This window comes from Spartinivicinus poritis (assembly GCF_028858535.1).
In the GTDB taxonomy this organism is placed as follows: Bacteria; Pseudomonadota; Gammaproteobacteria; order Pseudomonadales; family Zooshikellaceae; genus Spartinivicinus; species Spartinivicinus poritis.
In genome coordinates this window covers 155,517-178,606 of record NZ_JAPMOU010000003.1, presented here as the reverse complement: position 1 = coordinate 178,606, position 23,090 = coordinate 155,517, and the positions used below count along the sequence as shown (strand labels likewise).

General features: G+C 42.3%; 20 protein-coding genes. 10 read left to right on the top strand and 10 right to left on the bottom strand.

Annotated elements, in window-relative coordinates:
- From ORQ98_RS03785 to gloB, 4 genes are all read right to left on the bottom strand, one after another.
- Window positions 1–1,872 carry an extracellular solute-binding protein gene (locus ORQ98_RS03785; RefSeq protein WP_274687454.1) on the bottom strand — a complete coding sequence of 624 codons (1,872 nt, stop codon included), beginning with the start codon at window positions 1,870–1,872 and terminating at the stop codon, window positions 1–3.
- A 29-nt stretch (window positions 1,873–1,901) separates the two neighbouring features.
- Window positions 1,902–3,782: an extracellular solute-binding protein gene (locus tag ORQ98_RS03780; RefSeq protein ID WP_274687453.1), complete on the bottom strand. Its 1,881-nt coding sequence runs from the start codon at window positions 3,780–3,782 to the stop codon at window positions 1,902–1,904.
- Between the two features lie 135 nt (window positions 3,783–3,917).
- On the bottom strand, window positions 3,918–5,603 hold the full coding sequence (locus tag ORQ98_RS03775; RefSeq protein WP_274687452.1) for a LysM peptidoglycan-binding domain-containing protein: 1,686 nt from the start codon (window positions 5,601–5,603) through the stop codon (window positions 3,918–3,920).
- 399 nt (window positions 5,604–6,002) lie between these two features.
- Window positions 6,003–6,782: a hydroxyacylglutathione hydrolase gene (gene gloB, locus ORQ98_RS03770; RefSeq protein ID WP_274687451.1), complete on the bottom strand. Its 780-nt coding sequence runs from the start codon at window positions 6,780–6,782 to the stop codon at window positions 6,003–6,005.
- A gap of 64 nt (window positions 6,783–6,846) precedes the next feature.
- Here gloB and ORQ98_RS03765 point away from each other — a divergent pair, with 64 nt between their 5' ends.
- The 3 genes from ORQ98_RS03765 to dnaQ all read left to right on the top strand — a co-directional run bounded on the left by ORQ98_RS03765 (window position 6,847) and on the right by dnaQ (window position 8,983).
- Window positions 6,847–7,623, top strand: a complete 777-nt coding sequence (locus ORQ98_RS03765; protein WP_274687450.1) for a class I SAM-dependent methyltransferase — start codon at window positions 6,847–6,849, stop codon at window positions 7,621–7,623.
- Window positions 7,624–7,652: 29 nt separating this feature from the next.
- On the top strand, window positions 7,653–8,093 hold the full coding sequence (gene rnhA, locus ORQ98_RS03760) for a ribonuclease HI (RefSeq protein ID WP_274687449.1): 441 nt from the start codon (window positions 7,653–7,655) through the stop codon (window positions 8,091–8,093).
- Between the two features lie 161 nt (window positions 8,094–8,254).
- Window positions 8,255–8,983: a DNA polymerase III subunit epsilon gene (dnaQ, locus tag ORQ98_RS03755; protein ID WP_274687448.1), complete on the top strand. Its 729-nt coding sequence runs from the start codon at window positions 8,255–8,257 to the stop codon at window positions 8,981–8,983.
- An 85-nt stretch (window positions 8,984–9,068) separates the two neighbouring features.
- Here dnaQ and nhaB read toward each other — a convergent pair whose 3' ends face one another.
- Window positions 9,069–10,574, bottom strand: a complete 1,506-nt coding sequence (gene nhaB / locus ORQ98_RS03750; RefSeq protein WP_274687447.1) for a sodium/proton antiporter NhaB — start codon at window positions 10,572–10,574, stop codon at window positions 9,069–9,071.
- Window positions 10,575–11,123: 549 nt separating this feature from the next.
- Here nhaB and ORQ98_RS03745 point away from each other — a divergent pair.
- The 3 genes from ORQ98_RS03745 to ORQ98_RS03735 all read left to right on the top strand — a co-directional run bounded on the left by ORQ98_RS03745 (window position 11,124) and on the right by ORQ98_RS03735 (window position 14,348).
- Window positions 11,124–12,821: a FimL-related protein gene (locus tag ORQ98_RS03745; protein WP_274687446.1), complete on the top strand. Its 1,698-nt coding sequence runs from the start codon at window positions 11,124–11,126 to the stop codon at window positions 12,819–12,821.
- Window positions 12,822–12,899: 78 nt separating this feature from the next.
- Window positions 12,900–13,727, top strand: coding sequence for an NAD(+) diphosphatase (gene nudC / locus ORQ98_RS03740; protein WP_274687445.1), 828 nt, complete (start codon window positions 12,900–12,902; stop codon window positions 13,725–13,727).
- Between the two features lie 12 nt (window positions 13,728–13,739).
- Window positions 13,740–14,348, top strand: a complete 609-nt coding sequence (locus ORQ98_RS03735) for a hypothetical protein (RefSeq protein WP_274687444.1) — start codon at window positions 13,740–13,742, stop codon at window positions 14,346–14,348.
- Between the two features lie 103 nt (window positions 14,349–14,451).
- Here the strand turns inward: ORQ98_RS03735 and ORQ98_RS03730 are convergent, their stop codons facing one another.
- Window positions 14,452–14,766: an SCP2 sterol-binding domain-containing protein gene (locus ORQ98_RS03730; protein WP_274687443.1), complete on the bottom strand. Its 315-nt coding sequence runs from the start codon at window positions 14,764–14,766 to the stop codon at window positions 14,452–14,454.
- A gap of 296 nt (window positions 14,767–15,062) precedes the next feature.
- Here ORQ98_RS03730 and sohB point away from each other — a divergent pair, with 296 nt between their 5' ends.
- Together sohB and ORQ98_RS03720 are read left to right on the top strand one after the other, a co-directional pair.
- Entirely contained in the window at window positions 15,063–16,130 is a 1,068-nt protein-coding gene (gene sohB / locus ORQ98_RS03725; protein WP_274687442.1) for a protease SohB, read from the top strand.
- A gap of 52 nt (window positions 16,131–16,182) precedes the next feature.
- Window positions 16,183–17,181: a YhdH/YhfP family quinone oxidoreductase gene (locus tag ORQ98_RS03720; RefSeq protein WP_274687441.1), complete on the top strand. Its 999-nt coding sequence runs from the start codon at window positions 16,183–16,185 to the stop codon at window positions 17,179–17,181.
- 52 nt (window positions 17,182–17,233) lie between these two features.
- Here the strand turns inward: ORQ98_RS03720 and ORQ98_RS03715 are convergent, their stop codons facing one another.
- The 3 genes from ORQ98_RS03715 to ORQ98_RS03705 all read right to left on the bottom strand — a co-directional run bounded on the left by ORQ98_RS03715 (window position 17,234) and on the right by ORQ98_RS03705 (window position 20,857).
- Window positions 17,234–18,400, bottom strand: coding sequence for a cation:proton antiporter (locus ORQ98_RS03715; RefSeq protein ID WP_274687440.1), 1,167 nt, complete (start codon window positions 18,398–18,400; stop codon window positions 17,234–17,236).
- A gap of 305 nt (window positions 18,401–18,705) precedes the next feature.
- On the bottom strand, window positions 18,706–19,215 hold the full coding sequence (locus tag ORQ98_RS03710; RefSeq protein ID WP_274687439.1) for a DUF934 domain-containing protein: 510 nt from the start codon (window positions 19,213–19,215) through the stop codon (window positions 18,706–18,708).
- Window positions 19,199–20,857, bottom strand: a complete 1,659-nt coding sequence (locus ORQ98_RS03705; RefSeq protein WP_274687438.1) for a nitrite/sulfite reductase — start codon at window positions 20,855–20,857, stop codon at window positions 19,199–19,201. Before ORQ98_RS03705 ends, ORQ98_RS03710 begins: the two co-directional genes overlap by 17 nt.
- A gap of 440 nt (window positions 20,858–21,297) precedes the next feature.
- On the opposite strand from ORQ98_RS03705, the gene ORQ98_RS03700 reads away from it, so the two are divergent.
- Complete coding sequence (locus ORQ98_RS03700; protein ID WP_274687437.1) at window positions 21,298–21,444, top strand: hypothetical protein; 147 nt, start codon at window positions 21,298–21,300, stop codon at window positions 21,442–21,444.
- Between the two features lie 16 nt (window positions 21,445–21,460).
- Here the strand turns inward: ORQ98_RS03700 and ORQ98_RS03695 are convergent, their stop codons facing one another.
- Window positions 21,461–21,757 (bottom strand): DUF2970 domain-containing protein, encoded by a 297-nt coding sequence (locus ORQ98_RS03695; RefSeq protein ID WP_274687436.1) that lies wholly within the window; start codon window positions 21,755–21,757, stop codon window positions 21,461–21,463.
- Between the two features lie 106 nt (window positions 21,758–21,863).
- Here ORQ98_RS03695 and ORQ98_RS03690 point away from each other — a divergent pair, with 106 nt between their 5' ends.
- Window positions 21,864–23,030, top strand: a complete 1,167-nt coding sequence (locus ORQ98_RS03690; RefSeq protein WP_274687435.1) for a tyrosine-type recombinase/integrase — start codon at window positions 21,864–21,866, stop codon at window positions 23,028–23,030.
- The last annotated feature ends 60 nt before the right edge of the window (window positions 23,031–23,090 follow it).

Here is a 23,090-nt window from a genome sequence, read left to right as displayed (position 1 = left end):
TTATTGTTTAGAGAGCTTTTTAGCTTTAGTGGGGTCATACCACCAAGTATTTAATCCTACGCTATATTTAGGTGGTTGTTTGGGCATGCTGAATTTATTCCAATAAACCAAACGATTTTGATTAAGATAGTACTGTGGAATAACGTAATGATTCCACAACAGTACCCTGTCAAGTGCTTGAGTACTTGTAATAAGTGCTGTTCGGCTTGGCGCTTGAATAACCTTGCTAATTAACTGATCAACTACAGGGTTTTCAATGCCGATGTAGTTTCGGCTTCCCTTGATCTTGGCCTGACTGGAATGCCAATAATCACGTTGTTCGTTACCTGGAGAGTTAGATTGTGGGAAGCCACTAATGATCATATCAAAGTCAAAGTCTCGGCGACGAGCGACATATTGTTGAGTATCGATTTTACGTATGGCCGCTTCTATACCCATACGCTTAAGGTTTTTTTGAAAAGGTAATACAATTCGTTCAAAATTGGCTTGGGTGAGTAAAATTTCAAAATCAAAAGGTTCTCCCTTTTCGTTAACTAATTGCTTATTTTTAATCTGCCAGCCAGCCTGTTTGAGTAATCGTAATGCTTGGCGTAAGTTGTTGCGTACATTACCACTACCATCTGTTTTGGGTAGGGTGAATGGTTTTGTAAATAACTCGCTTGGTAATTGGCTTTTAAACGGCTTCAATAGTTGGAGCTCTGCTTCGCTGGGAAGTCCGGTTGCAGCAAGCTCTGAACCAGCAAAGTAGCTATCAATGCGTGTATAACTATCATAAAAGATAGTTTTATTTTGCCATTCAAAATCATAAGCATAACCAATAGCTTCACGAACTTTGGGGTCTTTAAATTTACTGCGGCGGATATTAAAAATAAAAGACTGCATAGCAGCAGGGGTATAGTCAGTAACACTGGCTTTAATTAAACGGCCCTCTTTTACTGCAGGAGTGTTGTATTCGGTAGCCCAGCTTTTGGCACTATTTTCTGCTCGTAAATCATACTTGCCAGCTTTAATTGCTTCAATGGCAACGGAAGGTTCTCGGTAATAATCAAACACGAGTGTATCAAAATTGTTGTGGCCTTTATTCACCGCTATATTTTGTCCCCAGTAGTCTTTTACTCGTTCATAGTGAATGGAACGACCAGGCTCTACTTTTGAAACTTTATAGGGGCCACTGCCTAAAGGAAATTCTAGGGTAGTTTTCGTGAAATCATGCGTTTCCCAATAATGCTTGGGCAATATAGGAAACTGGCCAACAATGAGGATAAGCTCTCGATTAGTTTTAGTATCAAATTCAAATTTAACAGAGTAACTATTAAGCGCAGTCACTGTTTTGACATTATGATAATACGTTTTATAAAGAGGGTGTCCTTTTTCGGTTAATAAGTTAAAAGTGAAAACTACATCTTCAGCCGTAATGGGGTGACCATCATGAAACTTGGCATTTTTTCTTAAATTGAAAGTGATCCAAGAACGATCTTCGGGCCATTCCATGGATTCTGCTAGTACGCCATACTTGGTAAACGCTTCATCATAACTTTGAACTAATAAAGTGTCATAAATATACCCTCCTCCTAAATAGGCCATACCTGCTGCAGGGACACCTTTGACAATAAAGGGGTTTAAACTGTCAAAGCCACTGCTACTGACAATAGCACGTTTAAATACACCGCCTTTGGGGGCATCAGGATTCGCATAATCAAAATGGGTAAAATTTGCTGGGTATTTAGGCTGGCCATGCATCGCAATGGCATGGGCTTTATGAGAAACGGGATTTTTAGTTTCAGCTGCCAAAGTCGCTTGTTGAAAACAAAGAAGCCAGATAAACTTGATAATCAAAATAAAGGCACTGATATTTTTATTCTTAAACCTCATTAGGTGTGTCCCTGTGGTCGTTTTTTATTTTACCTATCTGTCTTAAACCACCAGTTTTCTAAACCGAAGTAGTAGGGTGGTTGGGTAGTAGGTTTGTTAAATTTATTCCAATAGGCTACCCGGTAATGATCAGTATACCAATTGGGAATAATATAGTGTTGCCACAGTAAAACCCGGTCAAGCGCTTGAGTATAGAGTCTGAGTTCTGGTCGGGTTTTAGCTGTAATGACTTTTTCTACCAAGTCGTCAACAATAGGATTTTTAATACCAGAAAAATTCAACGTGCCTTCAGTATTGGCAAACTGAGACTGAAATAAATCTCTAAGACTCTGGTTGGGAGCGAGTGATTGTGTGAAGGCTAAGCTGGTCATGTCAAAATCAAATTGATCCAGGCGACGTTTAAACTCGGCGCTATCAACTAGTCGAATAGACATTTGTATACCAATTCGCTTTAAGTTTTTTTGAAATGCTTCCCATACTTTTAATAAACCACGATTTCGAGCAAGTGCTTCAAATTGTAACGGTTCGCGATTGTTAGGGCTTATTAATTTGCCTTGTTGTAGTTGCCATCCTGCTTGTTTTAGTAGTTTTATTGCTTGCCGTTGCTGTTTGCGGTTATGTCCCGTACCTTGGGTTTTGCTGAGTGTAAATGGTGAAGTTAATATTTTTTTATCAAGCCCTGAATATTGTGACAATAATTGTTTTTCAGCTATAGAGGGTAATGGTTGACTGGCTAAGTCTGTGTTTGCAAAATAACTATTTGTGCGTTTGTAAGCGGAATAAAAATATTGTTTATTAATCCATTCGAAATCGAAAACCATACTGATGGCTTGACGCACTCGGACGTCTTGAAAAAAAGGCCGGCGAGTATTGAAAAAAAAGGCTTGTAAACCAGCAGGGCGTTGGTGAGGTATTTTTGCCTTTATAATGCTGCCAGATTGAACAGCTTGAAAATCGTAACCTTGTGTCCAGTTTTTAGCGATGGATTCAAAGTAAAGGTCATAACGACCTGCCTTAAATGCTTCGAAAGCGACAGTAAGGTCTCGATAAAACTCCACCTTTATTTTATCAAAATTGTAGCGCCCTCGATTTACTGGTAAATCTTTTCCCCAGTAATTGGCTACTCGTTCAAAGATAAGGTAATGACCTGCTTTAACATCAGTGATCCGATAAGGCCCGCTATTTAAGGGGGGCGTTAAGCTTGCTTGCTTAAAATCTTTACCTTGCCAGTATTTTTTAGAAAATACGGGTAGTTCGCCTACCCGTAGGGCTAAGCTTTTACGATTAGTGCCGCCTAATGTAAATTTTACCTTGCGGGGGGCTATGACAGTTGCTGACTTTATATCCTGATAAACTGCTTGATAGCGAGGATGGCCATGCTTAATTAGGGTATTATAGGAAAATACCACATCTGCTGCGGTTACTGAGTTATTGTCATGAAAACGGGCTTTTGGATTGAGGTTAAAAATAATCCAACGGAAGTCGTCTGGATACTCAATAGTTTCTGCTAGAAGCCCGTAGGCTGATTGAGGCTCATCGCCGACACGGTTGGTTTCAGATGTACCCATCAATAAGGTTTCGTTTAGCTCATTGATACCATACTGAAAAAAACCAGGTGTGTTCATCGGGCTGATTCCTTTCAATGTATAGTAATTTAGGGAATCAAAGTTGCCATGACCCATCAGCTTAATCTCACCTGCTTTAGGGGCTGTTGGGTTAACATAGTCAAAATGCTTAAAATTAACGGGATACTTTAGCTCTCCATGTAATGCGAGACCATGGCTAACCGTTATCTGCTCTTTTGGGTAACTTAGCTGACAGTATAAGACAGCGGTCAGTGACAATAAGATAGTCAGTGATAATAAGGTAGTATCTGCTACTGAACGCCTTTTCTGTAATAAAAATTGCAAGACAACTGTCCCCCTTTGACTTTCTGTAAGTCTAGCAAAGAGAGCTGGGGAACCATTGAGATGTTGTAAAGGCTTATATGAATGTTACAGCCTCTTGAAGAAGAGGCTGTAAAAAGGGGAGGGAAAATGGATTTGTTAACGAGTTTTAGTTACATCTACAAACAAAGTCAATAATTGACCAGGCTTCAAGTGACGTTTTTCAATCTGATTCCACTCTTTGATTTGTTTTACTTTAACATTAAATTTATTGGCGATGTGATATAACGAATCCCCCTGGCGAACTCGGTAGCGTACTTTTCTTACAATACCATTATTGCCTTTTTTGGCGGGTTGCCAGATCACCAAGGTTTGACCCGGTTTTAAGAAGTCGCCTGGTGCCATGTTATTCCAGGCTGCCAGTTTGCGCATTGAAACGCGGTGCTCCCTGGCGACAGACCAGAAGCTATCACCCATTTTAACCGTATGTGTTTTTTTGGTTCGACCTGGCCGTTGCCGGTGTTGTTTTATTTGCTTACGTTGAGCGGCTGACAGAGAGTAACTAGCCAACGAACGGGAAGGCTTAGCGATAAGTAAGGTTTGGCCTGCTCTTAGAAAATAACCCGATAAATTATTGGTGCGCTTAATCAGGCTTGGCTGGGTATTAAAGCGCTTAGCAATTTTGATGAGATTATCGCCTGGTTTGACGCGATAGCGATGCCATTGGAGGCGAGCGTCAGCAGGTAATTCCGCAAGTTTTTCCTTAAATTGTTTAGCTTTAGCAACAGGCAACAAGAGATAATGGGGGCCATTAGGATCGGTAGCCCACTGATTGAAGGCAGGGTTCAATTGGTACAGTGAGTCTAAATCCATATCAGCTAGCTTGGCCGCTTGTGCCAGGTCAATTTGCTGGCCAATGGCTACTTTTTCTAGCTGTTTTTCATCATTTATAGGAGGGAGCTTTAGACCGTAAGCCGCAGGGTCTGACACCAGCTTTGCTAATGCCATCAGTTTGGGAACGTAGCTTCTGGTTTCTTTGGGCAATGACAGAGACCAAAAATCTGTTGCTTTGCCTTTTGCTTTGTTCTGTCTTATTGCTTTAGATACAGTGCCCCCGCCAGCATTATAGGCTGCTAATGCCAGCTCCCAGTTATTAAAGCGCTTATAAAGCAGCTCTAAATAGTTGAGTGCAGCATTGGTCGAGGCTGGGATATCGCGGCGTCCGTCATACCACCAATTTTGCTTTAGGCCAAAATGCTTGCCGGTTTGAGGAATAAACTGCCAAAGCCCCGATGCTCGGCCATGGGAGTAAGCAAACGGGTCATAGGCACTTTCAATCATGGGTAGTAAGGCCAGCTCGGTAGGCAGCTGGCGCTTTTCTATCTCTGCGAGCACAAAGTAGAGGTAGGGCTCAGCTCGATTAGACAGTTTGCGAAGATAGCGTGGATGCTTTTTTAGCCACTTTACCTCAGCTGCCAGGCGGGGTTGATTTTGCTCCAGATTTAAAGCTAGTCCTGATCGCAGCCTGTCCCATAAATCAGTTGACGTATCTTCAGCTAACTCTTTACTGGCTAACTCTTTTGAAACGGCTTCAACAGGCTTGTTGATAGAGTCGGTGGAAATAGGGGAGGTTAAACTATTATGTAGGCTGCTATTAGGGTTGTGATCACCAGAGAATATATTCAGCTTGGATACTGTGGGCATTTGCTGGCAACCAGCAAGAGTCAGTAAGCTAACAATGGCGACGGACTTTCCTGCGAGTGGAAGGGAACTTCGACTCAGCTGTTGATGCTGCGAAATTGCCCGAGGCGCTTTAATATGCTTTAACCACTGATATAACTGCATGAAAACCCGCTACTTATTTTCAACTAAATCAACCATTCAAACAGATTTCTCGATAGTTAGTTTAGGCTAACTTGACTGTCTTGATAGTAAAGACAGCCGTTATGCTATTTAGTTTATAAAACCAAATGGCTAATATCTGTTCAGAAAAAGTGCAAAGCATATCATGAAAAAAGTGAGATGCTGTAATATTTTTAAACTTTGTGTAAGTAACGGCAGGCCTGCGTAGGGCTTGATAGTTAGGGTGTACCTTTTATTGCTCTCATATTACTTTAGCCCGAAAAACTTATCAGAGTGCTTAAAACTGGGTTAGCAAACTTGAGAAAAGATTGTAACGGGCTATAAGAGTCTTATTTTTTATTGGCTGCAGTTAAAAATCGATGGTTTGAAATATTACTTCGACTAGAAGTGATCTTTCCATTGGCGAATCATGGCAAAGACTTCAACTGGGCTATCTAGCGGTTTACCTGCATGTTGACTTGCTGCTTCTTTAACAGCCGCTTGCTGGCAGCGAAGGAAGGGATTGGTTGCCAGCTCATCTCCTAGTAAGCTTGGTACAGTGGGTTGAGACTGTGAGCGTAGTTGTTTTACCTGGTTAATGCGTTGCTGTAGTTTGTTGTTAGTGGGCTCAACGGCACTGGCAAAGCTAAGATTGGCACTGGTATATTCGTGAGCACAGTATATGAGAGTGTTAGCTGGAAGTGCCGCAATCTGGCTAAGTGATTGGTACATTTGTTTCGGTGTACCTTCGAATAATCGGCCACACCCACCAGCAAACAACGTGTCACCACAAAACAGGGTGGGCTGAGCCAGTAATTGGTCACTATAATAGGCAATATGGCCCCGCGTGTGACCGCCGACTTCAAGGACTTGAAATTCAGCGCCTAGTACATTTAGTAAGTCATTTGCTGAGAGTGAGTGTTGAATCCCTTCAATGCTTTCATTAGCTGGGCCATATGTGACAGGGTTGTGTTGCTTTAATAAAGTCTTCAAGCCTCCCACATGATCATAGTGGTGATGAGTAATTAAAATGCCTGCCAGGGTAAGTTGGTGCTGGTTTAGGTATTGGTTAACAGGCGCCGCATCTCCTGGATCTACCACCCAAGCTGTATGTGTATCTGAACAGCTGAGTAGCCAAATATAGTTATCATTAAAAGCTGAAATGGGGCTGACGTGAATCATTGTTAGGCGTATCCTGTCAATAAAGAAATGAAAGCAACTGACTACAACAGACAAAGAGCCTGCCATGCTGTTTAATAATACAACAGAACCTGAGCGCTGGTTCAGTGGCCAGCATCGGGCATTTTACCGGCTGCTGCCAGAGTTGCACCGTTGGTTATCCTCACCTTTGGGGGTGCGACTACTCGCCATCCAAGCCCAGCAACTAGAACATTGGTTGCCTTATAATTTTGGTTATCACCTCGTGCAAGTGGGGGTTTCTCCAGATTTACGGCTGGTTGATGCCTGTAGAATCGCCCACAAAGTCATTTTAACGCCACGCCTGATTACAACCAACTGCTCGCAATTACAAGGCTCCCTCACTGAATGGCCGATACAGCCTAACAGTGTTGATATGGTGTTTCTCCATCATGCGTTAGAGTTTTTTGAAAACCCTCACCGGCTGCTTTCTGAAGCAAATAAAGCCATTATTCCAGGAGGTAAGCTCATTGTGCTTGGGTTTAACCCCTATAGCTTATTGAACCTGTGGCGTGGTCTTGGGTTCCCTCATTACAAATTTTTACGTCAAGCCCATTTTATTCACCCTGGGCGCTTACAAGACTGGTTTAAGTTACTTGGGTTTGCTCTTGATAAGGTCTGTTATCCTGCAGTGAAGCTGGCTGATACCCAGTACCCCACGAAGTTGGATCGCTACTGTGAATCCATTGGGCTAGGCATTGGTAGTTTTTATATAATGCAGGCCACCAAGGAGACTGTGGGGATGACGCCAATAAAACCACTGTGGCGACCAACAGCTCCTAAGGTAGTGACACTACCCCTGGCTGAACCAACAACCAGGCGATAAGTTGTTTTAATTGGATAATTGAGCGTTTGATGAAGCAAGTTGAAATTTTTACTGATGGTGCTTGTAAAGGTAATCCAGGACCTGGAGGGTGGGGGGTTCTCCTCCGTTATGGGAATGTTGAAAAAGAGTTATTTGGTGGTGAAGAAAATACCACCAATAACCGGATGGAATTAATGGCTGCAATTGAAGGGCTGAAAGCTTTGAAACGCTCTTGTGATGTGAGTATTACGACTGACTCGCAATATGTTCGCCAGGGAATTACCCAGTGGTTACCTCGTTGGGTCGCCCGCAACTGGCGTACATCAGCGAATCAACCAGTCAAAAACCAGGACTTATGGCAGCAGCTGGCAGAGCAAACCAGTAAGCATCAAGTACAATGGTGTTGGGTAAAAGGCCACAGTGGACACCCTGAAAATGAACGAGCGGATGAACTAGCAAATCAGGGTATACCCTTCACGAATGATTTCTAGATTTTGTTATCTTCATTCCTCGCCCCAATCACCTATTATTTATAGGCTCATGGGGCCTCGTCACTCAATGGCCGCACCTAAAAACCATTCATATTGTGTATATTACAAGGCTTTTGTCGTAAATTTTTCATTAACACAACATTAAATCAGGTAGCAACACGATGCGCACGATTGTGCTGGATACTGAAACCACAGGTATCGACCCTAAGCAAGGTCACCGAATTATCGAAATAGGCTGCGTTGAGGTCATTAATCGCAAATTGACAGGTAATTCCTACCACCAATACATTAACCCTCAGCGTGAAGTGGAACAGGAAGCAATTGAAGTTCATGGCATTACCAATGAAATGCTGGCAGATAAACCGGTATTTGCTGCCGTAGCGGCAGAGTTTTTTGAGTTTATCAAAGGGGCTGAGTTAGTTATTCATAATGCTCCCTTTGATGTGGGGTTTATTAATCATGAGTTTGGCATGTTGGCTGCTACTAACCCTGGCCCAATAGAAAACTATTGTCGTATTACAGATTCATTAGTGTTAGCAAGAAGTAAGCATCCAGGTGCTAAAAATAATTTGGATGCACTGTGTAAACGTTATGGGGTTGATAACTCAGCCCGAACTTATCATGGTGCATTATTGGATGCGGAAATATTAGCAGATGTTTATCTGCTAATGACGGGTGGGCAAACAGCACTTGCCTTTGGTGGCAGTAATCAAAATCAAGAGGGAGGGCAGAGTGGTCAGAGTCAAATCAAGCGACTGGCTGCCAATCGCTCACCGCTACCTGTGATTAATGCTTCTGCCGAAGAAATAGTGGCACATGAGGCAAAGCTTGATGCCATTGCAAATCAAGGCCAGTGTGTATGGCGAGATAAGTATGAAAGCAGTAACTAAGTGAAGACAGTTTAAAGCCCTCCCTGCCGTAATTAGCGGCATTAGAGGGCAGTGATTTTCAGGGTTTATGATCGTTTGCGGTTTATTAAATAAAGTGGGTTACCATGGCATAGCCTACGCCACCTAACACTAATGTGTAAGGAAACGCCATAACCACCATTTTGCCATAGGACAGCCGAATGAGTGGGGCTAAGGCTGAAGTTAGCAGGAACAAGAAAGCAGCCTGACCATTAGGCGTAGCCACACTCGGTAAGTTGGTGCCAGTGTTAATGGCAATCGCCAATTTTTCAAAATGTTCCTTGCTAATTAGACCATTATCAAATACTTGTTTCACTTCGTTAATATAAACAGTGGCAACAAATACGTTGTCGCTGATCATTGATAATAAACCGTTAGCAATAAAGAACATACCAGGCTGAGCAGACTTATCCATTTCTAATACCCAGTTTATAATAGGGGAAAACAGGTGTTGGTCATGAATAACTGCTACGATCCCAAAAAATACGACAAGTAGCGCGGTAAATGGGAGTGCCTCTTCAAAGGCTTTACCAATTTGATGCTCTTCAATAATGCCAGTGAACGCGGTAATTACCACAATCACCAATAGCCCAATAAAGCCGACTTCTGCTACATGAAAGGCAAGTCCTAAAACCAGTAGAATGCCCGCGATAGCTTGAATGATTAAGCTGGCAATATCCTTTTTATTTCGTTGTGCCGCTTCTTCTTTGGCAAAGTCAACCAAGACAGTTCTAACACTTTCAGGAATTTGTTCCCCATAGCCAAACCAGTGGGTTTTTTCTAAAACAATGACTGTTAATAAACCTGCGGCAAGAACAGGCATAGTGACTGGCATCATGACCAAGAAGAAAGCAACGAAATCCCAGCCTACTTTTTCTGCAATTAACAGGTTTTGTGGCTCACCGACCATGGTACACACACCACCCAGGGCTGTACCAACAGCAGCATGCATCATTAAACTACGCAAAAAAGCGCGAAACTGTTCTAAGTCACGTCGGTGAATATCCACAATACTGTCATCAGCATGGGGGTCATGCTCTGAGTGTTGAAATTTTTTGCCAGAAGCAACTTTATGATAAACAGAGTAAAAGCCAACGCCGACACTGATAACAACGGCGGTCACTGTTAACGCATCAAGAAATGCGGATAAAACCGCAGCAACAATGGAAAACAGCAGAGATAGGATGATTTTTGAGCGAACAGAAATCAGGATTTTGGTAAACGTAAACAGCAGTAAATCTTTCATAAAGTAGATCCCTGCAACCATAAACATCAGGAGCAGGATAACGGGAAAGTTTTGTTCTACTTCATGCTTAAGTGCATCAGGTGATGTCATCCCCAAGACAATGGCTTCGATAACCAGTAAGCCTCCTGGCTGTAGAGGGTAGCACTTTAGTGCCATGGCTAAAGTGAAAATAAACTCTGCAACAAGCGCCCAGCCAGCTATAGTGGGTCCCATCAGATATAAAATAAAGGGGTTAATAATTAGGAAACCGATAATGGTGTATTTATACCAGTCGGCGGCATATCCCAAGAAATTGTGCATAAAAGCACTTTTAAGAGTGCTTGGCATAAATGGTACCTACTTACTTATCCATTATTTTGTTATGCGCGATTGTAGCCTGGTTTGGGTGCTGACTTTTTTAGCTTAAAAAATGAACTTTATTTAACCAAAAACTGTCGGCTAATAAGCTACTCACTATGACAGTTTGATCATGGCATGAGGCCTGATCGCAGCGCATTATATCGCTTTTGGTTATGATTAGAAGCTCAAACAGTCAATCCTCCTATATAAAAGAGAGGTTCTCTTAGATAGTTAATAACTGATTTTTTATTAATTGCTTGGTATAGTTGGCATACTCTGTGTGTTCTCATTACTATAATGCTTGTTAAGTATTTTTTTTATGACCATGGTTGCGGTTAGTTTAGACTATAAGCAATCAGTGTGGTCAGCTTTCCACAGAGTGAGTGCATGTTTTGCTGTGCCAAGGAACTCGTTCATAATTACACTTATACAAAACAATAGGTATATTACTGTGTAGCTTGGCTCAGCAACTAACTATACTAATCAAGATAACGGGCACTGCTGGTTTAATTTATTGAGGTTTGGAGTTTTCGACGAATGGCTGGAGCTACATCACTTAATCTGGTTCGGGAAGAGTTGGAAGCAACCATCCAGAATGCAGAGAGTAGTCTAGAGAGCTTTATAGAAGATCGTGAAAATAGTGGCCACATTCAGTCTTGTGTCGATTATCTTCAGCAGATTAGGGGAACACTCAGCTTAATTGAAATGAGTGGTGCTGAGTTACTCGCTCAGGAAATGGTCAACTTGGCGACTGATATCCCCGCAGGCGCTTCGCAAGAAAAAGACGAAACGTTAAGTGCATTAGGAAATGCTTTATTTGTTTTAAATCGCTATCTTGAATATTTGCTATTAAATAAAGCAGAGCTGCCTGAGTTATTGATACCTACCATTAATGATATGCGTGAGGCCAGGCATCAACCTACTTTACCCGAAAGCCACTTTTTTGCCGTGCGCCTTGATACGCCACTAGATTTACAGCCTAAAGCAGAAGTTACCCAGGATGAGCTGTTACAAAGTACTCGTAGGCTTCGCCATATGTATCAAATTGGCTTATTGGGGCTGTTTAAGAATGAGCAGCCATACAGTAGCGTAGGGCTGATGTCACGGGCAGTTTCTCGTTTGTACAGCTTATATGGGCATTTAAAAGTAGGTAAGCTGTTATGGGTAGCGGCAGCAGCCTTGGATGGTTTTAGTGCTACACAAATGCAGATTACCAAACCTAGAAAATTATTATTTGGTAAAGTTGATAGACAAATTAAACGCCTACAAGGTGATAGCCAAGAAACCGCTTCACTGGAACCACCAAAAGGCTTACTAAAAGAACTATTGTATTTAGTTGCTCTTGCCGATACTGATACCCCAAAACTGGTCAATGTCAAAAAACACTACAATATAGTAGCTTTACCTTTTACCGATCATTCGCTGGCTGAAGAACGATCCATTTTGGCTGGACCAGGTAATGCGGTCTATAAATCCGTGTCTTCAGCGATCAAAGAAGAGCTGGCAACCATTAAAGATATGCTGGATCTGGTCGAACGAGGAGCAGGCCAAACAGATAATGATTACACTGATATGCTGGCCAGTATCAGCAAATTAGAAAAGACCTTGATTGTAGTAGGCTTATTGTCTGCAGCGCGCTCCTTACAGGCACAGTATAAAGTGGTAGAAAAGTGGCAAGCAGCTGGTAAGTTAGAGGACGAAAAAGAACTGCTCAAGCTAGCTGATGCGGTGCTTTATGTTGAGTCTATGGTTTCAAGCCTGGAAAGTAATCAGGTACGCTCATCAGAACGAGAGTCAGCGACACCTGGTGAAGAATCAACCACGATGGCCAATAACCAATTGGCTGAAGCAAAAATTGTAGTGGTTGGAGAATCTCAAGCGGGCTTAGCAATGGCTAAGCGAGCAATTACTGCTTATATGGAGTCTAACTGGGATAAAGCCCACTTAGGTAATCTACCTACCACATTGCATGCGGTAAGAGGTGGGTTGTATTTTATGGGATTAGAGCGTGCAGCCAATATTTTAGAAGCCTGCACTAATTTTATTGACCAGCGAATCATCCATGGTAATGAACCGCCAACCAATGAAATGTTAGAAACCCTGGCTGACGCATTAACGGGTTTAGAGTACTTTTTAGAGGGAGTAGAGAGTACCAGGCAAACTGCATCTGAAGTGCTGGAAATGGCTGAAACCAGTCTAGCTGATTTAGGTTTTCCGGCGAAAGAAGTGGCTTAGTTTGTAGCACCTCATTATAGAGATTGGCTCCACTCATTCTCTGATTGATTCGCTTTTTAGCAAAGAAGTATCGGAACGATGTTTGCTCACTTAATGGATAACCTGGCTTACCAGCCGATCTGGTATACTGATAACTATATTGAAGCTGATCGTTATTTATTGTTTTATCAGCAGCAGTTAGTGGCTACCGAAAGTCAGCAATGGCTTTGGCCTTCGAAAGACTTGGTTAACCATCAAACTGTCGTACCTTTAGCCAGGTATCAGGATCAAACGTTGTTTTTGGCTACATTAGATTCAATTGAAACCGTTGAGTCTGTCCAACTAATTGGCTTGCGTCGGGCAATGTTGGCTGCAACCACTAATGAGCGTCAACTGTTGGGTTATGCTGGTCACTTGGTTGGTTGGATGGAGCAACACCAATATTGTGGGCGTTGTGCTAGGCCGTTACAGTGGCATCCCATTGTGCGGGCAAAACAATGTGAGTGTGGTGCCCCACCTCTTTATCCTGCTATTTCCCCTTGTATTATCGTGTTGATCACCCGTGGTGACCAGGTTTTGCTGGCCCGTTCACCTCGTTTTCCAGAAGGCGTGTTTAGCACTATTGCTGGTTTTATTGAGCCAGGCGAAACTATTGAACATGGCGTTATTCGTGAAGTGGCAGAAGAAGTAGGCATCACCATAAAAAACCTGCAGTACAAAGGCAGCCAACCCTGGCCATTCCCCCACTCACTAATGATAGGATTTCATGCTGAATACGACAGTGGTGAAATTGAGGTTGATGGAGACGAAATTGAAGCCGCTGACTGGTTTAATCTTAATGATTTACCTATTTTGCCATCGCCTATGTCGATTGCTCGTTGGTTAATAGATGATTACATAAAAGAAAGTTACAACCAATCCAGTTAGGAGTTATCACAAATGATGTATATGTTACTGGGTGGTGCAATATTATTATTTGCCTTATTAATTGTACTGCTTGGGATCAAGCTGCTGGTTGGAGGTAACTGGTTAGTCGGTTGGTTAAAGGGTAATTTGGCTTTGTTGGTTACTGCACTGGGCATTGGGCTTGGTTGGGGTGCTTTAGATTTATTTAGTTATCAGCCCCTTCGTTATAATCAGCAGGTAGCTACCATTGATTTTATTAAACAAGGGGACAACAAATATCGCATGTCCCTGTTACAACCAAATACCAAGCTATTTACTCAGGTAGTGTTCGGGGAAAAGTGGCAGTTGAGTGCAAGAGTATTTCAAGTCAGCCCCCAGTTATTAGGGTTTGGTATGTCTCCTGGCTTTCGACTGGATAAGCTGGCGATTCAGCAGGGAGATAAGCTATCTACTCAATGGATACGTGACAGTGAATATGGCTTTGATCTGTGGGCAGTGATGAATCACCTTCAGTGGACAGAGCCTACAGTAACCACAGCTCATCATGTCAGTGATTGGTTAGAAGTAACTGATAAGTTGAGTTTTTCGGTGGTAGTCACTGCAACGGGTTTAAAAATAGAAGCGACTGAAACAGAGCAGTAATTAGATTTTACCTACGGTAGTATTTTATCAGCTGTCTTTTTATCAATAGCTGCATTTTGGATGTTGCCCCGGATACTCAACAATATGAGTCTCCGGGCTGGCTTTAACCAATAGGAAATAGTTCAGACAGTCGAGTTGCTAACATTACATCACCTTCTGCACGCAGCTGCCCAGCCATAAATGCTTGCATACCGTCCACGCTACCATTCATGATTCCAGTAAAGGTATCACCATCCATAGTAAGAGTGACTGATGGCTCATCATAAGAACCTTCAACCATGTCACAATTACCGTCTTTTACAATAATATGGTAAGAATCATCTTCGATTTGTAATTGAAAAACGACATCCATACCAGCCGCTGCATCAGCATTGAACTTGCTTTTCATTTGGTTCAACGTTTCAGTTACGTTACTCATAATTAATCGATTCCTTTTAAGTTTTATGTTGCTTGTTACCCGCTAATGATAGCTCAGTTTCAGTGTTGAAAAGCTTTTAGATCAATTGCCTGACATTTGCTCAAAAAAGATGCTTTGGGTATTAATATTTCATACGTTTGTTTGAGTCTAACATACTCTATAATCGGTTGGCGAGCCTTGTTTAAGTGTTGTGTATTCCTGCTTAATCAGCATGTCAATTTTCGTATTCAGCATGATATGATTATCATTAGCAGCTGTATTTTAAATCCCTGAATTAATTGCTGGAGAACAATACTTTGGAATTTTTAGCTGATTTTGGTTTGTTTTTAGCCAAGGTAGTTACCCTGGTTATTGCTGTACTAATCCTGGTGGCTGGGGTAATTGCCTTAAGCAGTAAGCAAAAAAAGGGTGCTTCAGGCCATATTGAAGTGAAGAATCTGACTAGTGATTTTAAAGAGCTGGTGAAAGACATTAAGTCAGTCATATTGGAGAAAGAGGACTTAAAAAAAGAAGCCAAGGCTGAAAAACAAAAAGAAAAAGAAGAAAAGCAAGCCAAGAAAGCATTAGCTAAAAGTGAGCAACAGACAACAGGTGACACTGAGCGCCCAAAACGGGTTTATGTGCTTGATTTTGACGGTGATATTAAGGCATCAGCGGTGGACTCATTACGCGAAGAGATTTCTGCTGTATTAAGCATGGCTGAGCCACTAGATGAGGTGATTGTTCGGTTAGAGAGTGCTGGTGGTATGGTACATAGTTATGGGTTAGCTGCATCTCAACTGGCTCGAATTAAAGAGCGTGGGATTCCACTCACGATTGCTGTGGATAAAGTAGCTGCCAGTGGTGGCTATATGATGGCCTGTATTGCCGATAAAATAATTGCAGCACCATTTGCTATTCTTGGCTCTATAGGCGTGGTTGCTCAATTACCTAACTTTCACCGGTTACTAAAAAAACATGACATTGATGTTGAAATATTAACAGCGGGTGAGTACAAGCGTACTTTAACGATGTTTGGTGAAAATACCCAAAAAGGGCGGCAAAAGTTTATCGATGATTTGGAAGATACGCATGTGCTGTTTAAAGAATTTGTCACTGAACATCGCTCTGTCATTAATATTGAAGAAATTGGTACTGGAGAGATCTGGTTTGGTCGTCGAGCTAAAGATAAACAGCTAATTGATGAGATTAAAACCAGTGATGAGTACATCTTGGAACAGATTGATCAATCAGATGTATTCCATGTGTCGTATGAGCTGAAAAAAACACTGCCAGAAAAGTTAGGGTTGGCAGCTAATGTCACGCTTGATCGATTATTGCTTAAGTGGTGGGATCGGATTAATCAGACACGCTTTTACCAATGATATGTGGCTATTACGAGTAATGTTCAGCTGATGGATTAACAGTGAGGAAATAATGACGACATTTAAGGCGCTTTGGGTACAGCAAAATGCTATTTCAAAGTTTTTTACTCAAGAAGTAGTCGAGCGTCAAACCGATCAGCTACCAGCAGGAGAGGTATTGGTTAAGGTTCATTATTCCTCATTAAATTATAAAGATGCTCTGTCAGCAAAAGGTAATAAAGGTGTCACTAAGCATTATCCTCATACACCTGGTATTGATGCAGCAGGTGAAGTAGTTGAGTCTGTCGTTGAAGACTGGCAGCCAGGCGAGAAAGTGATTGTAACAGGGTATAACTTGGGCATGGATACACCCGGAGGTTTTGGCCAGTATATTCGGGTACCGGCTAACTGGGTATTGCGATTACCTGAGGGAATGAGCTTCTATGATGCGATGGCATTAGGCACCGCAGGCCTGACGGCGGCATTATCCTTAACTAAATTGCAACAAATGGGAGTGATGCCTGACTCAGGAGAAGTTTTTGTCACTGGCGCCAGTGGTGGGGTTGGTAGTTTAAGCATTGCCTTGCTGGCTAAGTTGGGCTACACCATTGCAGCATGCACAGGAAAACTAGAGCAAGCAGAGTATTTAAGTCAGCTGGGTGCGACCAAAATAATTGATCGTGAAACGGCTTTTGAAGGGGTTGAGCGTCCTTTATTGTCAGAACAGTGGGCCGGGGCAATTGATACGGTTGGTGGGGATATTTTATTCAATGTGATTAAATCACTAAAATACGGTGGCAGTGTTGCCAGCTGTGGCTTGGTAGCATCCCCTAACTTTCAAGCTAATGTGTTCCCATTTATTTTACGGGGAGTGAATTGGCTAGGCATTGACTCAGTAGAGCTACCACTTAACACCAAGCAGCAAATGTTTACCAAGTTAGCCAACGAATGGCGTATTCCCTTACTAGATAAAATAGTACATGAAGTGGCACTGGAAGAGCTGCCCCACTTTATTGAGTCTATGTTTAAAGGTCGTTTAGTGGGGCGAGTGGTCGTTAATTTAACGGATTAACCCAAATACCTTATCGGCTATCAAAGATTGATGGTTTGGTGAAATATTCAAATTAATCACGCCGTAATCGATCAGATACCGCAATAGGTGATTTAAAGTTAAAGACCACAATATAGGAAGATAATAAAAAGGTGATGATAGCCGTCGCCTGGATTACATGAGAGGCTTTAGTACCAATTAAGCCACTATTGGCTGCGATATAAGCGATTAAAATAGAAAACTCACTGACTTGCCCTAAACGAAACCCTACTTCCCAAGCGGTACTTTTCTTTTCTTTTAAGTATTGCATTAAGCTGCGGAAGATTGCTGGCTTTAAGGTAAGGGCGAACAAACTGAGTAAACAAGCAGGCACAATCACATCAGCTAACAGCCCAAGATTAAAGCTGGCACCTACCGAAAAGAAAAACAGAATTAAGAAAAAATCACGTAATGGCTTCAGACTGGTGGCAATATAAAGGGCGATGGGGCTGGTGGCGACGCTAACACCGGCAATAAAAGCTCCAATCTCTGCTGATAGGCCTAATAAGTTGGCTAACTCTGCCAAGCCTAAACACCAACCAAGAGCTAGCAAAAATAAATACTCATGGAAACGATCAAACTTTTGCATGAGTCGTAGTAATACATATTTCACTAATACAAATGCGAGTATGACCAATGCAGGTAATGCCAGTAAGGTTAAGAGTAAAGCAGAGCCACTGGCTTCTTTTTCTCCACCATAAAGAAATAGCAGTACTACAATAGCCACTAAATCTTGCAACAGTAGAATACTGACTACCAGCTCACCTGTATGCTTATGGTGCAATACAGTAGTAGGTAAGAGCTTGATACCAATAATGGTGCTGGAAAACATCATAGCAGCACCAATAATTAAACATTCCTGCTGAGTGAAACCAAAGGCTAAGGCAATTACATAACCAGAAGCAGCAAAAGCTAATGAGCTGACTAAGCCAATTAATGCAGTCTTTTTCAGCATATGGGCTAAATGACCAGGCTGCATGTCTAACCCAAGTAAAAACAATAGAAAAATGATACCAATATGGGAAATATCACTTAGCAGTTTGGTATCAGAAACTAACTTGAGTCCATAAGGGCCAAGGATGGCACCCAGGACAATATAGGCAACGAGCAGCGGTTGGCGAGTATATAAAGCGATAGAAGCGAGCGCTGCGGCTCCTGTGAAGATTAAAAAAAACGAAAATACTAAAGAGCCGTTATCCATTGAATATGTGTCTGTAATTTTGCTGGCTATAGTTTGGAGTATATACCCTTCCCGAATGACTATTAGGGTTTGTTGTCTTCGTTATTCGCCCTAATCATTTATTAGTAATATAAACTCATAGGGCCTCATAACGCGACGGCCTTCCCTAAAAGCCCTTCGCTTTGGCTATACGTTAAAGGAATTTAGCGGTCATTAACTGAGTTTGTATTATACAGCAGTTGTATTTTTAGTGGGCTTAAGGAAGTTGGATTTTTTTATAAGGAATAGGGTGGCTTGACGTTGATCAAGCCACTGAAGGAAGACAATTACTCTGCTTGCATTTGCCGTCGTCTGAACAGCGGCTGAGGCTGATCTACGGCTGCTTGGTAGGTTTCACTGAAATCTTTCAGGCCATTTAAAGCATCATCAATACAGCGATCGGCACGAATGGCAAAGGCATTAAAGCCGCAGCGGGCCATATAAAACAGTTGATCCCGAAGTACATCACCGATCGCTCTTAGTTCACCAAGAAAGCCAAAACGCTCTCGTAACAGTCGCCCGATTGAATAGCCACGACCGTCGGTAAACTGGGGGAAGTTAACTGCGATCACCGGTAGTGACTGGATTTGTGCTGCCAATAATTCTGGCTCTTCATGGCTATCAAGCCAAACACCCACACTACCTTGATGGTTAACATAACGCTGTTGGTTTTCAAGCCAGTCAGTGAGTGGCACCAACAGGTTACCTTCTGGAAGTGGTTGATCAGCTGCAGGCGCAGTTTCTAGCAGCTGATAATTATCATCAATAATGTCCTGATTTTTAATGAGCTTTGGCATAAACTTGCTCCTTAAAAGGCTTAATACCAATACGACGATAGGTGTCGATAAACCGCTCTTCTGGGGTTCGTTGATTGACATAAACGGCTAATAGTTTTGCGATAACACCTGGCACAGCTTCTTTAGCAAAGGAAGGCCCTAGAATTTTTCCTAGTGATGCATCACTACCGGCATTACCACCTACCTGTACCTGATAAAATTCTTCACCTTTTTTGTCCACACCTAAAATGCCGATATGGCCTACATGGTGGTGACCGCAGGCATTCATGCAGCCAGAAATGTTTAAATCTAACTCTCCAATATCGTGTAAATAGTCCAGGTCATCAAAGCGGCTTTGAATAGCTTCGGCAATGGGAATGGATTTAGCATTGGCCAGTGCGCAGAAGTCACCACCGGGGCAGCAGATAATATCAGTCAGCAAACCAATGTTGGGGGTAGCAAAACCATGCTGAATTGCGGCTTGCCATAATGGATATAAATCATCTTGCTTAACATCAGCTAACACCAGGTTTTGCTGGTGGCTGACTCTAGCTTCACCAAAACTATATTGATCGGTCAAGTCTGCAGCGGCTTCCAGTTGCTTATCAGTAACATCTCCAGGTGCAACCCCAGTGGGCTTTAGTGAGAAGGTGACAATACTGTAGCCTGGCACTTTATGCGCATTAACATTTTGCTGGTACCAGTGGTTAAAGTTAGGGTCATCTGCCAGTTGCTGGGCGAGTTGCTGACTAGTCGCTGGTAAGGTTTCGTAAGTAGGGACAGAAAAATGGCTGGTAACACGATTAATTTCTTGTTGAGTTAAAGTGGTTGCGCCATCTTTAATGTGTTCCCATTCTGCTTCGACTTTTTGGGTAAACAGTTCAGTGCCCAAGGCTTTAACTAGAATTTTGATACGTGCTTTATATTTGTTGTCGCGACGCCCATAGCGATTATATACCCGTAAAACGGCATCTAAATACGACAGTAAGTGCTGCTCGGGTAGAAACTCACGGATAACTGTCCCAATTAATGGTGTTCGTCCCAGTCCCCCACCGACAATCACTTTAAAACCGATTTCTCCCGCTTCGTTTTTTACCAGATATAAACCAATATCATGGACTAAAGTCGCTGCGCGATCTTGTTTGGCTGCATTAACTGCAATTTTGAATTTACGAGGTAAAAAGGCAAATTCTGGATGGAAGGTTGACCATTGTCGGATGATTTCACAGTAAGGACGTGGATCAACAATTTCATCTGCAGCAACACCCGCAAACTGGTCAGTGGTGGTATTGCGGATACAGTTACCACTGGTTTGGATCGCATGCATTTGCACGGTGGCAAGCTCAGCTAGAATATCCGGTACTTGTTCTAGCTGTGGCCAGTTATATTGAACATTTTGCCGGGTACTGAAGTGAACATACCCTTTATCGTATTTTCGAGCAATTTCTGCCAGCTTGCGAAGTTGCTTAGACGATACCATGCCATAAGGAATCGCAACCCGAAGCATGGGAGCAAACCGCTGAATATACAGACCATTTTGTAACCTTAAGGGTAAGAATTCGGCATCAGCCAGCTCACCAGCTAGGTAACGCTGGGTTTGCTCTCTAAATTGTGTAACGCGCTCATCAACGATCGTCTGGTCGTATTGATCATATATGTACATGCTGGGTCCTGATCAACTGCTAATCCTGGTAATATTACCCACTTATTTCTATTTCTGAGTGCTAGCCAGAATGCCAGAGTTTGGAGTATCTGATGAAATATTCGAGCTAGCAGGCTGCTGGCAGTGTATTCATTAAGTTGCAGCAGCATCAGCATTTATGAATAGGCAGACGTTTGCCATTCTGTGCGGTAAAAATAGCAGGATATCTATATGCGATAAATGAATATTTTTCTATATATCTAGAATTGATAATTATAAAAATAACACAACCAGAAGAGTAAGTAGAGAAGAAGCGATTACCTTTATTTTACATATGGATTACGAGTAGGCTATTGCTCATAGTAGGGAAAAGGGGTAGAAAGTGACTAAAGAAGCAGTAGACAGTGACTGAAGTGATAATAATTAAAAACAGACAACAACATCATTAATAGGAGGCAAGGATGACGGAAAAAGCAATGACGAATACCCATCACTCTGAAAGCAATGAATCTCAAACAGACAACGATAGCCGGGTGGATGCGATTGCTGCAGTGAGTTTAATTTTAATTGCGGTAGTAACGGCTGTCTTTTGGGTAAGTGGGCAATAAGCACGTTGAGCTGTTGCTACAGCTGGTGTAACGCCAGCTGTACGGCAGCATAGACCAGTAAAATAAAGATTAATGTAAAAATAAGGCCGGCAATGACAAAGTGACTAAATTTGCCGCTTTTAAAATCTCGCTCTCGATTTTTCTGGCTTTGAACCCCAAATGCGGCGGCTAAAACACTTTGTATTGTAGCAAGTAGACCGGTTCCTTCTGGTTGACTTTGGGCGCTAGGCGGCTGAGGAGTATTAGGTTTAGAAGAATTTGATACTGTCTGCTCTGGCTGACTCTTTGCGCTGGAGTGCTGACCTGGTTTCATAGTGGCCTCTCCCTATAGTGACTTCCCTATTTGCTTTCAGCTAGACTGCCATGATTCTGATGGTCTTGCCAATACTCAAGCTATATAAATAAAGTGCGTTTTGTTCATGTTAGATATTATCCTCCATGGTTCTCAGGTTGCTCCAGAGCGATTGCAAAAAACGGCAGAAACAGTAAACACAGCTGATGAGTTGGCTACATCGGCTTTGCATGCCAATAACGATGTTGCTGCAATACAAGCATTTTTAGTAGAGGCAGGGGTTGGGTCTGAACATACACTTCGACGCTATCGGCGGGAGTGCCTGCGATTTATTGCTTGGGTGCACCGCTACCTTAATAAACAATTAATCGGCTTAAAGCGAGAAGATATTTTAGCTTATCGATACTTTTTGCAAGCGCCAACATCAGCCTGGCAGCAAGCTGGAATAATGATTCCTGAGTTGCCTGAATTTATTCCTTTCCCTAATGCATTAACTAACGGTAAAAGTGTAGATGCAGTAATGAAAGTGGTGGGCTCATTGCTGAGTTATTTGCATGCTCAGGGCTATATTCAAATTAATCCTGCGTTTCGCTTGAAACCCTTAGGAGAAAATACGGCACTTGGTCACCAACAACCCAAAGCATTTAATCGAGAAGAGTGGCAGTTTGTAATAGACGGCATTCGACGTTTACCTATGGTGACCTCAGGGCAGCGAAATTTTGTTGAGCGGGCGCGTTATATTGTGGCAGTCGCTTACGGTACTGGAATACGTGAGCATGAGCTGGCAACCCATACTCATCAAGCGATTATTCAAACTGACTTGGGTTATGAATTAAATATATTAGGTAAAGGTGCCATGCGTCGGTTGATTCCTCTCAATGAGGGAGTAGTAGACGCCATTTGTCGGTTTCGGCATTATCATGGTTTGGAAAACACCCTTAAAGCAGATGCTTTTCCATTTGCTTCTCCCATTAAGCCAGTAAAACAACAGGCACAGTTTGCTGGGAATCTATCTACCCGACAGTTACGCACTTTTCATCGACAATTATTATCTAAACTGATTGATCAGTCGGGAGCTGAAATATCAGCAGAATTTAAAACGAATATGTTAAGTAAAGGGTTCCATACTTATCGGCATACGGCAATTACTCACTTGGCGAATCAGCCCAATGCAATGATTGAACGAGTCAGGCTATTTGCTGGCCATCAAGATATTAATACAACAAAACTGTATATCCTCACAGAACGGGAAGAATTGCAGACGTATATTCAAGATCATTACATACAGTGGTAATTATTAGACCATCCTAACTATAAAACTAACTGCGTTGATTAAAACCAAATAAGTCAAGGA